The organism is Pseudomonas sp. R3-57, assembly GCF_051132065.1.
Classification (GTDB): Bacteria; Pseudomonadota; Gammaproteobacteria; order Pseudomonadales; family Pseudomonadaceae; genus Aquipseudomonas.
The window spans coordinates 518,953-530,567 of the sequence record NZ_CP071655.1; the positions used below are offsets into that span (position 1 = coordinate 518,953).

Genomic DNA, 11,615 nt, shown 5'->3' on the forward strand with positions numbered 1-11,615 from the left:
AGCGTAGCGGCGATTTTTGTTAATGCCCGCCCGGCGGTTACTTGACGTCAAAGTCCTGTCGAAATGCCATCCCGCCCGGTTTTCGGGGGCTGTAGCGGTGACCGTTAGTCGGCTGAGTTGAGCATTGTCTGGATGATGGCGGGATGACAGCTTCTGCTTTCACCGATCCGCGTCTAGAGTGAAGGCTCAGTACGTCTACGTTTTTGCCGGCAACGGTCCCGAAAAGAGAAGCAGCATGGAATGCGCGCAACCCCAGCCAGGTGAAGGCAGCTCTGTCCTTTTGATCGTTGATGATTACCCTGAAAACCTGATCAGCATGCGCGCGTTGCTGCAGCGTCAGGATTGGCATGTGATCACCGCCTCCTCCGGTTTCGAGGCGCTGAATATCCTGCTCGAACAAGACGTCGACCTCGTGCTGCTGGATGTGCAGATGCCCGGTATGGACGGTTTTGAAGTGGCGCGGTTGATGCGCGGCAGCCAGCGCACACGGCTGACGCCGATCATTTTCCTCACCGCCAACGAACAATCCCAGGACGCCGTGATCAAGGGCTACGCCAGTGGCGCGGTGGATTACCTGTTCAAACCCTTTGACCCGCAAATTCTCAAACCCAAAGTGCAGGCATTGCTGGAACGCCAGCGCAACCGCCGCGCATTGCAACGTTTGAGTCATGACCTGGAAGTGGCGCGAGCCTTTAACGCCTCGGTGCTGGACAACGCGGCCGAGGGCATTCTGGTGCTCGGCGAGGACGGTTTGATCCGCTTTGCCAACCCGGCGATTTCGCGCTTGCTCAACGCGCCGGTGAAGGAACTGCAGGGCAAGGAATTTCTCGATTATTTGCAGAAACCGCACATTGCGCTGTGGGCCGATTCCGAGTTCTATGCCGGCTATAAACGTGGCGAAACCTTGCGGCTGCACGATGCCTTGCTGCGCACGGCGCCGGGCCAGCAAGTGCCGGTTGCGTTGTCCTGCGCGGCGTTGCCGACCGAGCAGCATGCGATGGTGGTGACCGTGCTCGACATGTCGGTGGTGCGTCATCTGCATCAGCAGCTGGAATTTCAGGCCGTGACTGATCCGCTGACCGGTCTGCTCAACCGTCGCGGTTTCTACCAGACCGTGGAAAACCTGCTGTTGCGCGGCGAGCGCAGTGACAGCAGTTGGGTGCTGCTGTACCTGGACCTCGACGGCTTCAAACGGGTCAACGACTCCCTTGGGCACGATGCCGGCGACCGGGTGCTGCGCTGGGTTTCCGAACAACTGAAGGCCTGCCTGCGACCGTTCGACATTCTGGCGCGTATGGGCGGCGACGAATTCACCGCACTGCTCGATCTGGAATTTCCGGAACAGGCGGCGAAGATTGCGGAAAAACTCATCGAACGCGTATCCATCTGTCAGCAGATCGAAGGGTTGGACATCGTGCTGGGCGCCAGCATCGGCATTGCTACTTACCCCGACTGCGGGGCGAATCTCGACGGCTTGCTGCGCGCTTCCGATATTGCGATGTACGAAGCCAAGCGCGCCGGGCGTCAGCAATATCGCTTCTACGATCATGAAATGAACGGCCGCGCGCGTTCGCGGCTGATGCTTGAGGAAAGCGTGCGCGCCGCCATCGAAAACCGTGATTTTAATCTGGTCTACCAGCCACAAGTGGCGATTGGCAGTGGTCAGATTCGCGGTTTCGAGGCGTTGCTGCGCTGGCAGCACCCAAGCGTAGGCGATGTACCTCCGGGGCTGTTTCTGCCACTGCTGGAAGAGGCGCGGCTGATCAGTCGCCTTGGTAGCTGGATTTATCATCGCGGCGCCGGGCAGCGCAAAGCCTGGGAAAGCCTGTTTGCCGATGATCTGGTGTTGGGCGTCAGTTTGAGCAACACCCAGTTCAGCCTGCCGAATCTGGTTACCGAATTGCGTCAGGTCATGGAGCGCCACGCCTTGCAGCCGCGGCAGCTGGAGGTCGAGGTCACCGAAGAAGCGTTGATGCAGAACCCCGATGAAACCCGAAAGCAGTTGCGCTTGTTGCGTAATCTTGGCGTGCGCGTGGCGCTCGATGACTTTGGTTCCGGGCCGTGCTCGTTGGCGCATTTGCGCGATCTGGAGCTGGATACGCTCAAGCTTGATCGCCATTTGATCGATCGTTTGCCTGATTCGCCCCGCGACGCCTCGCTGGTCAGTACGGTGATCAGTCTGTGCAAGCAATACGGTTTGCTGGTGATCGCCGAAGGGGTGGAAACCGTCGAGCAATACCAGTGGCTGCAAGCCCATGGCTGCGAGTATGTGCAGGGTTTCCTGGTGGCGCGGCCGTTGATCGCCGAGGACGCGGCCAGCTTCGCCGAGCCGTTTGACTGGGGCGCGCTGGCCGGTTGAATTCGCTACACTGGCGCACCTTTTTGCCAACCGTGCTGCCCGTTCATGACTGCGTTGAAATACCTCCAGGCCTACCCCGAACGTTTGCAGGATCAGGTGCGCCAGTTGATCGCCGAAGGACGGCTGGGCGAATACCTCGATCAACGCTATTCGGGCCGGCACGACGTGCAGAGCGACAAGGCGTTGTACAGCTATGCGCTGGACCTCAAGCAGGAATACCTGCGCAACGCGCCGGCAATCGACAAAGTGCTGTTCGACAACCGCCTCGACCTCACCCACCGCGCGCTCGGCCTGCATAGCACGGTGTCGCGGGTGCAGGGCGGCAAACTCAAGGCCAAGAAAGAGATTCGCATCGCCTCGTTGTTCAAGGACGCCGCGCCGGACTTTCTGAAAATGATCGTCGTGCACGAACTGGCGCACTTCAAGGAGTCGGACCATAACAAGGCGTTTTATAAATTGTGCGAGCACATGCTGCCCGGGTATCACCAGGTCGAGTTCGATCTGCGCGTTTACCTGACCTGGCGCGACATGCAGGCTTGATCAGCTATCAGGAAGATGTGGATGGACGTCAGCAAGACCAAAAGCAGTTTCTACCGCCGCCTGTTCGTGGCGTACCTGATCGACAGCGGTCTGGCGCCGAGCGTGCCGGCACTGACCGAAGTCACCGGCATGCCCCGCCGCACAGCGCAGGACACGATCGCGGCGCTGGCGGATCTGGATATCGTCTGCGAGTTCGAGCAGGAAGAGGGCGCGCGCAATCACGCCGGGCGCTATCGGATTCGCGATTGGGGGGCGATTGATCGTGGCTGGATCGAGCGCAATTTGCGGCAGATCAAGGTTGTGCTGGAGTATCCCTGAGTCCTGAGTCCTGAGTCCTGAGTCCTGAGTCCTGAGTGGATTGGGCTGACGCCATCGCTGGCAAGCCAGCTCCCACAGGTTTTTCTGGTGTTCACACAAGTCATGAACGACGCAATTCCTTGTGGGAGCTGGCTTGCCAGCGATGGGGAATTCAGGCGCGACGCATACCGATATGTGGAATGTCATCCTCGAGATATTCCTCACCCGCCACGACAAACCCGTACCGGCCGTAATATTTCTGCAGGTGCGCCTGCGCCGACAAATAGATCGGCACCTGCGGCCAGTGCTTCTCGGCCTGTTTCAACGCCTGTTCCATCATCGCGTGCCCCAGCCCTTTGCCGCGACCGGCCGGTGCGGTCACGACGCGGCCGATCACCACGTCACCGCCCTGAGACTGCGGATCCAGCAGGCGCAGGTACGCGACCAGGTGGTCGTTCTCCCAGCCCATCAAGTGATGGGTGTCGCCGTCGAGGTCCTGGCCGTCGAGATCGGGGTAGGCGCACTTCTGTTCGACCACGAAGACGTCCGAGCGCAGTTTCAGAAGCGCGTACAGCTGTTCCTTGCCCAGATCGCTGTGATGTTTGCAGATCCACTCGATTGTCATTTGCCGATTCCTTGTTCGTGTCGCCCGATACTAAGCGCACGCGGCACAGATGTCTTTATGGCGTAAGCGTCTGTGACAAAGGTCAAAATGCCATCATTCCTTTCGCGCAGTCGTGCCGACTTTGTGTAATCTGCTGGAGAGCGCCGTGCACTGGCTGTAATGAGCTAATGTTAGTGCCTGGGTTTTTGCCGGTAAGGGGTCTTGGTTTTTTGCCGTGAGACGCGTCGGGCCGCTGCCCGTTGAGGATGTACAAGCATGCCGCGATTGCTTCAAGCCGTTGCTTTGATCGGACTGCTGTTGCTGGGCCAGGATGCGACAGCGCAGAAGCTGCGACTGGTCTTCGATCATTGGCCACCGTTTACCGATGACACGCTGGTCAACGGCGGGCTGGCCACGGATATCGTCAGCACTGCGCTGGCCCGGGCCGGTTACGCCAGCAGTTATGAACAGGTGCCATGGGCGCGCGCCCTGCTCGGCATCGACGAGGGCCGTTACGACGTGCTGGTCAACGCTTGGTACAACGAAGATCGCACCCGCTACGGGCAATTCTCCGGCGAATACCTGACCAACCGGATTCGCTTCCTCAAGCGCAAAGACGCGCCGATCGATTACAGCAATCTGCAGGAACTGCACACCTATCCGATTGCGGTGGTGCGCGGCTACGCCTATTCGTCGGTATTCGATGCCGACACGGCGATGCAGAAAGTCCCGGTGCATAACTTCGCCATGGGTGTGCGCATGCTCGCGGCGGATCGGGTCAAGTTGACCCTCGAAGACGAATACGTGGCCAAGTATTACCTGGCGCGCGAGTCAGCCAAGGTGCGTAACTCTGTGGAGTTTCTGCCTAAGCCATTGAGCGAGAACAGCCTGCACATACTGGTCAGCCTGAAGAACCCGCAGCATGAACAGATTATCGCGGGGTTCGACAAGGCGATTGCAGCGATGAAGGCTGATGGCAGTTATGAAAAGCTGCTGCGTCAGCATGGGATGTAAGGACTGATCGCTGATTTGCTGTGTGGCTGATGGAGCTATCGCGAGCAAGCTCACTCCTACAATTGGAATGCGGTCCCCTGTAGGAGTGAGCCTGCTCGCGATGACGCCCTGTCAGTCGCCGCTGATCTCTGAGGTGTCCTTGATAAGGTGTGCCGCTAACGTACGCAACGGCCCCAACTGCCGGCAGATCAACGCCAGTTGCGTCTGCACCAGACGCTGGCCTTCATCAATCTCATCGGCCATCTGCTCCAGCTCATTGGCCAGCGCTTCTTCCTCATCGCTCTGAATTGCAATCGGCTGTTTGCTCGCCAGCCCCCGGGCGATTTCGTCGATACTCGCGGCCAGCTTCACCCCGGCGCCGTCGATCAGATGTTCACGCACATCGGCTGGCAATTGCGTCTCGCGATGCGCGCCCAGCCCTGAGAGATAACTCAGCAGGGTGTGTGAGAGCACCAGAAAGCGGAAGCCGACATCCGCTTCCTTACGGAAATGCCCCGGCTCCATGAGCATGTTCGCCAGCGTCGTCGACAGCGCCGCGTCGGCGTTGTGTGCGTTGCGGCGGGCCAGGCGATAGGCGAGGTCGTCGCTCTTGCCGGCGGCGTATTGCTGCATGATCTGGCGCAGATAGATGCTGTTGCAGGTCAGCGTGTTGGCCAGCACTTTGTTCAGGCGTCGGCCCTGCCAGTCCGGCAGGAACAGGAACACCGCCAGCCCGGCGATCAGGCTGCCGAGCAAGGTATCGAACAGGCGCGGCAGGAACAGTCCGTAGCCATCGCCGACCTGATTGAAGCAGAACAGCACCATGATGGTGATGGCCGCTGTCGCCAGGGTGTAGCGCGTGGTGCGGTTGGTAAAGAACACCACCCCGGCCGCGATGGCGAAGCACGACTGCACCAGCGGGTTGGGGAACAGGTCGAACAGCGCCCACGCCACCGTCAGGCCGATCGCTGTGCCGAGGATCCGCTGACCGAGTTTGCGCCGCGTCGCGCCGTAGTTCGGCTGGCAGACGAACAGCGTGGTGAGGATGATCCAGTAACCTTGCGACGGGTGAATCAGGTGCACCATGCCGTAACCGATACTCAGCGCCAACGGCAGGCGCAGCGCATGGCGGAACAGCAACGACGTCGGCGTCAGCTGTGTACGCAGGCGAATCCATACGTCTTTGAGATTGCGCGGTGAGCGGTCGAGCAGGCTGCTGTCAGTCGCATCGGCCAGGGCATCAGGATTGCTCGCATCGCTGAGCAAACGGTCGAGGGTGCCGAGGTTGGCCGCCAGTGCGCGCAGCGAACGGAGCAAACCGCGCCACGCGGGATTGCTCTGGATGCGCAGGTGTTCGAGGGAGGCGTGCAGGTCGCTCAGGGCTTCGGCGAAACTCGCGTCGTAAACGAATGGCTGGCGCATCTGGATCGATTCGGCCAGGGCGCGGCAGGCCTTGCCTTGCTGGCGCAACAGACGCTGGCAGCGGAACAGCACGTCGCTGTGAAAAAACGCCTCGGCGAGGGCGTTGTACGGATAGTGCGAAGAGCTGGCGCGCTCGTGGATATCCTGCGCCAGGAAGTACAGCTTCAGGTAACGGCTGACCTTCGACCCGGGGCGACCGTTGCCGACCCGGTGCAAAATGATTTCCTTGGCAGTATTGAGCGCGGCGACCACGCGGCCATTCTGCTGCGCCAGTTCCAGACGCCGGGCTTCGACGTCCATCTGCCGGATCGGCTCGAACAACGACGACTTCAGTTTCAGATAAAAACCCAGCTCACGAAACAACCGCGCCAGACTCTGCTGCACTGGCTGGTTGGAAAACAGCGCCTGCCACAGCACCGAGAGCAAACCGTACCACGCTGCACCGGCGACCAGCAGCATCGGCTCATGCCAGAAATCGGTGACCGCGCCGCCGCGCTGATCGACGCCGATCATCGTGTACACGGAAAGAATCAAGGTTGCCGAGGCAATCGCCCCATAGCGCTCGCCGAGTGCACCGAGCATGGTCAGGCCGAAACTGGCCAGCGCTAGGGCAACGGCGAAAATGATCGGGTAGGGGAACAGCAATTCCACCGACAACGCGGCGATGCTGAAACACACCAGCGTCACCGCGAGGGCATTGAGGCGGCCCTGCCAACTGTCGTCGGTTTCGGCCAGGGCGCTGGCGATGATGCCGAGGAACAACGGGATCAGCAGGCCCATTTCATCCTGATACCAGCACAGCGCCATGCTGCCGGTCAGGGCGATGAACACCCGCACGCTATAGCTGAATTTATCCAGCGCCCACAGGCGCCGCAAAGACTGACGAAACGAGGTCGAGGACATGAAGTGCGAAGGCCTTCCGAGGCGATGCCGCTAAATTGAGCCAGTAATGACGCCGACGCAATGGCGCCGAGCACATCTGACAGCAAAAAGTGTTCCTTACTGCATTACATATAACAACTGTAGGAGTGAGCCTGCTCGCGATAGCGGTGTGTCAGCCAATGCATTCACCGACTGATTCACCGCCATCGCGAGCAGGCTCACTCCTACAGGGTTTTGCGTTAGGCATACTGTGCTGCGGCGTACCCGGAGGCCCACGCCCATTGAAAGTTGAAGCCGCCCAGATGCCCGGTGACGTCGAGCACTTCACCAATGAAATAGAGGCCGGGGCTTTTCAGCGATTCCATGGTTTTCGACGAGACCTCGCGGGTATCCACGCCGCCCAGCGTCACCTCGGCCGTGCGATAGCCTTCGGTGCCTGCCGGCACGACTTTCCAGCTGCCCAGCTTGTCGGCGATCTCGGCCAGTTCGGCGTGGGTGTACTGCTTCATCGGTTTGGAGACGAACCAGTTGTCCGCCAGCAGATTGGCCATTTTCTTGGTGAAGATCTCACCAAGCAGGGTTTTCAATTCGCTGTTCGGGCGTTCGGCCACTTGCTGTTGCAGCCAGCTCGCGGCGTCGTGATCCGGCAGCAGGTTGATCTCCACCGTGTCGCCGGATTCCCAGAACGAGGAAATCTGCAGAATCGCCGGGCCGCTGAGGCCTCGGTGAGTGAACAGGATGTTTTCGCGAAAGCTCTGCTCGTTGCAGCTGACCAGACAATCCACCGAAGTGCCGGACAGCTCGGTGCACAGTTCCTTGAGCTGATCGGTGATGGTGAACGGCACCAGCCCGGCGCGGGTCGGCAGCAGTTCATGGCCGAACTGTTTCGCCACCTGATAGCCGAAGCCAGTGGCGCCCAGCGTCGGGATCGACAGGCCGCCGGTGGCGATGACCAGCGATTGGCATTGGACCTGACCGAGCGTGGTGTCGAGCAGGTAACCGCTGTCGAGCTTCTCGATGGTCTGGATCGAGGTGTCCAGACGCAGCTCGACGCCGGCCTGATCGCATTCATCGAGCAGCAGGCCGAGGATGTCGCTGGATTTGTTATCGCAGAACAGCTGACCGAGTTTCTTCTCGTGGTACGGCACGCCGTGCTTGCCGACCAGACCGATGAAATCCCACTGGGTGTAACGCGCCAGTGCGGATTTGCAGAAATGCGGATTCTGCGAAAGGAAATTGCCCGGCTCGGTGTACATGTTGGTGAAATTGCAGCGGCCACCGCCGGACATGAGGATTTTCTTGCCGGCCTTGTTCGCGTGATCGAGCAGCAACACCTGACGCCCGCGCCCGGCGGCGGTCAGTGCACACATCAACCCAGCGGCGCCAGCGCCAATGATCACGACTTCGGTAGAGCGCAAAACGGTGTCCTCACACAAATGATCGTTCCCACGCTCTGCGTGGGAATGCCGCCATGGACGCTCTGCGTCCGCTTTCAAGACGTGACGCGGAGCGTCACAGGATGCATTCCCACGCGGAGCGTGGGAACGATCAAGATGTTGTCTGTCAGTCCGTCATCGCGGGCAAGCCCGCTCCCACAGGGGATCTTCTTTGGATGGAAGATCGATTACAAAATGCGTACGCGCAGCGAACGGCCCTTGATCTTGCCGTCATTCAAGCGCTGCAAGGCCTGCATGGCCACGGTGCGTTCCACGGCGACGTAGGCCTGAAAATCGAAGATCGCGATCTTGCCCACCTGCGCACCGGGAATCCCGGCTTCGCCCGTCAGCGCGCCAAGAATGTCGCCCGGGCGCACTTTGTCTTTGCGCCCGGCGCCGATGCACAGGGTAGTCATCGGCGGTTGCAGCGGTGCCAGGCCCTGGGACTTGAGGTTATCGATCTGGTCCCAGTTCAGCGGTGATTTCTGCAGTTGTTCGATGGCTTGCGCGCGGTGCGCTTCGCCCGGAGCGACCAGGCTGATGGCGATGCCTTTTTCGCCCGCACGACCGGTACGGCCAACCCGGTGAATGTGGATTTCCGAATCGCGGGCCAGCTCGACGTTGATCACCATGTCCAGCGCATCGATGTCCAGACCACGGGCGGCGACGTCGGTGGCAACCAGCACCGAGGTGCTGCGGTTGGCGAACATCGCCAGCACCTGATCGCGGTCACGCTGTTCCAGATCGCCATGCAGGCCTACTGCGGAAATGCCTTTGGCGGTCAGGTGATCGACGGTTTCCTGCACCTGCTGCTTGGTGAAGCAGAACGCCACGCACGAGGCCGGGCGGAAGTGATGGAGGACCTTGGTCACTGCGCTCATGCGATCTTCCGGGGAAATCTCATAGAAGCGCTGCTCGATCTGGGTGTCATCGTGGAACGCCTCGGCTTTCACCGTTTGCGGGTCACGCATGAACTTCGAGGCCAGTTGCTTTATGCCCACCGGGTACGTGGCCGAGAACAGCAGGGTCTGACGGCGCTCCGGGGTCTTGACGATGATGTCTTCGATGGCGTCGTAGAAGCCCATGTCGAGCATGCGGTCGGCTTCGTCGAGGATCAGCGTGTTCAGGCCATCGAGCACCAGAGAACCCTTGCGCAGGTGCTGCTGAATGCGCCCCGGCGTACCGACGATGATGTGCGCGCCGTGCTCCAGCGAAGCGATCTGCGGGCCGAACGACACGCCGCCGCACAAAGTCAGGACCTTGATGTTGTCCTCGGCGCGGGCCAGACGACGGACTTCCTTGGCGACCTGGTCAGCCAGCTCACGGGTCGGGCAAATCACTAGTGCCTGGCAACCGAAGTAGCGCGGGTTGATCGGGTTGAGCAGACCGATGCCGAACGCGGCGGTCTTGCCACTGCCGGTCTTGGCCTGGGCGATCAGGTCCATCCCCTTGAGGATCACCGGCAAGCTCTGCGCCTGGATCGGCGTCATCTGGGCATAACCGAGCGATTCGAGGTTAGCCAGCATGGCGGCGGACAGGGGCAGAGTATTAAAAGCGGTGGCGATGGTGGTCACGGGACGGGCCTGCAAAACAAAATGTCGCGCAGTGTAGCAGCCCCGTGCCACTTTCTTCGAAAGTTCTGGACGAACAGCGATCAATGTTCGATGTGTTGTTCCGGGCGTTTGGGCCGGCGCCCGTCTTCCTTCGACAGCTGCGAGAAAATCGTCGCCGCGAGCATCGCCATCACGCCCACGGTGACGAAGGTCAGCTGGAACGCGCCGAGCACGGTGTCCACGCCGTCGTTGCCGATCTGCGCGGTAAAGCCGCCGAGCAGCGCACCGGCGCAGGCCACGCCGAGACTCAGCGACAACTGCGCGACCACCGACAACAGGCTGTTGCCGCTGCTGGCGCTGGCGTCATCGAGGTCGATCAGCGTCACCGTGTTCATCGCCGTGAACTGCAACGAGTTGATCGCGCCGAGCACCGCCAGCAGGCACAGCAGCAGCCAGTACGGCGTCTGCTCGCTGACCAGCGCCATGCTCGCCAGCATGATCCCCAGCGCCAGGGTGTTGCCGGTCAGGACGATGCGATAACCGAGGCGTTCGATCAGCGGCCGCGCCACCCATTTGGCGACCATCGCCGCCGCGGCCAGCGGCAGCATGCTCATCCCCGCTTGCGACGGTGAATAACCCAGCGCCACTTGCAGCAGCAACGGCACCAGAAACGGCAGGGCGCCGCTGCCCAGACGGGCAAACAGATTGCCGAGAATGCCGACGGCAAAGGTGCGGGTCTTGAACAGCGACGGTGCGAACAAGGGATTGTCGATGTGCCCGGCGCGCAACCAGTACGCCGCCAGACAGGCCATGCCAGCGAACAGCAGCAACATCACTCGCAGGTGCGGCAGGTGCAATTCACCAAGACCTTCCATGGCAATGGTGATGAGGATCATCGCCGCGCCGAACAGCAAAAAGCCCAGGCTATCGAAGCGCGTGCGTTCGCTGCCGCGCAGATCGGGGATGAACTTCCATACCGCGTAGCAACCGATCAACCCGACCGGCAGGTTGATCAGGAAGATCCAGTGCCATGTCAGGTACTCGACCATCCAGCCGCCCATGGTCGGGCCGATCAACGGGCCGAGCAATCCGGGAATGGTGATGAAGCCCATGATCCGCACCAGCTCCGAGCGCGGGTAGGCGCGCAGCACCACCAGCCGCCCGACCGGGAGCATCAGCGCACCGCCAAGGCCTTGAATCACCCGTGCGCCGATCAGCATGCTCAGGCTGCTGGACAAGGCACAGAGCAGCGAGCCGAAGCTGAACAGCAGGATCGCGCCGAAGAAGATTTTCTTCGTGCCGAAACGGTCGGCGATCCATCCCGAGGCCGGGATCAGCAAGGCCACGGTGAGCATGTAGGCAATGATCACGCCCTGCATGCGCAACGGGTCCTCGGCCAGGTCGCGGGCCATTGCCGGCAGGGCGGTGTTGAGAATGGTCCCGTCGAGGGACTGCATGAAAAAAGCAATGGCGACGACCCACGGCAACCAGCGGGCGGTGATGGCGTCGAGAGGCGGGCGGTTGGGCAT

The 11,615-nt window shown here is 60.9% G+C and carries 9 protein-coding genes; 4 read left to right on the top strand and 5 right to left on the bottom strand.

Annotated elements, in window-relative coordinates; translation table 11 throughout:
• Positions 1-235 precede the first annotated feature (235 nt).
• The 3 genes from J3P93_RS02400 to J3P93_RS02410 are packed head-to-tail and all read left to right on the top strand — an operon-like array spanning position 236 to position 3,217.
• Positions 236-2,359 carry a putative bifunctional diguanylate cyclase/phosphodiesterase gene (locus tag J3P93_RS02400; RefSeq protein WP_434594823.1) on the top strand — a complete coding sequence of 708 codons (2,124 nt, stop codon included), beginning with the start codon at positions 236-238 and terminating at the stop codon, positions 2,357-2,359.
• A gap of 45 nt (positions 2,360-2,404) precedes the next feature.
• Positions 2,405-2,899 carry a M48 metallopeptidase family protein gene (locus tag J3P93_RS02405; protein WP_434594826.1) on the top strand — a complete coding sequence of 165 codons (495 nt, stop codon included), beginning with the start codon at positions 2,405-2,407 and terminating at the stop codon, positions 2,897-2,899.
• Positions 2,900-2,920: 21 nt separating this feature from the next.
• Positions 2,921-3,217, top strand: a complete 297-nt coding sequence (locus J3P93_RS02410) for a winged helix-turn-helix domain-containing protein (RefSeq protein WP_434594829.1) — start codon at positions 2,921-2,923, stop codon at positions 3,215-3,217.
• 151 nt (positions 3,218-3,368) lie between these two features.
• Here J3P93_RS02410 and J3P93_RS02415 read toward each other — a convergent pair whose 3' ends face one another.
• Entirely contained in the window at positions 3,369-3,821 is a 453-nt protein-coding gene (locus tag J3P93_RS02415) for a GNAT family N-acetyltransferase (protein ID WP_434594831.1), read from the bottom strand.
• A 255-nt stretch (positions 3,822-4,076) separates the two neighbouring features.
• Here J3P93_RS02415 and J3P93_RS02420 point away from each other — a divergent pair, with 255 nt between their 5' ends.
• Positions 4,077-4,814: a substrate-binding periplasmic protein gene (locus tag J3P93_RS02420; RefSeq protein WP_434594834.1), complete on the top strand. Its 738-nt coding sequence runs from the start codon at positions 4,077-4,079 to the stop codon at positions 4,812-4,814.
• Positions 4,815-4,925: 111 nt separating this feature from the next.
• Here the strand turns inward: J3P93_RS02420 and yccS are convergent, their stop codons facing one another.
• From yccS to mdtD, 4 genes are all read right to left on the bottom strand, one after another.
• On the bottom strand, positions 4,926-7,118 hold the full coding sequence (yccS, locus tag J3P93_RS02425; protein ID WP_434594836.1) for a YccS family putative transporter: 2,193 nt from the start codon (positions 7,116-7,118) through the stop codon (positions 4,926-4,928).
• 218 nt (positions 7,119-7,336) lie between these two features.
• Positions 7,337-8,515, bottom strand: a complete 1,179-nt coding sequence (locus tag J3P93_RS02430) for an NAD(P)/FAD-dependent oxidoreductase (protein ID WP_434594838.1) — start codon at positions 8,513-8,515, stop codon at positions 7,337-7,339.
• A gap of 206 nt (positions 8,516-8,721) precedes the next feature.
• Positions 8,722-10,107, bottom strand: a complete 1,386-nt coding sequence (dbpA, locus tag J3P93_RS02435) for an ATP-dependent RNA helicase DbpA (protein ID WP_090287027.1) — start codon at positions 10,105-10,107, stop codon at positions 8,722-8,724.
• 80 nt (positions 10,108-10,187) lie between these two features.
• Positions 10,188-11,615, bottom strand: coding sequence for a multidrug transporter subunit MdtD (gene mdtD, locus J3P93_RS02440; protein WP_090287025.1), 1,428 nt, complete (start codon positions 11,613-11,615; stop codon positions 10,188-10,190).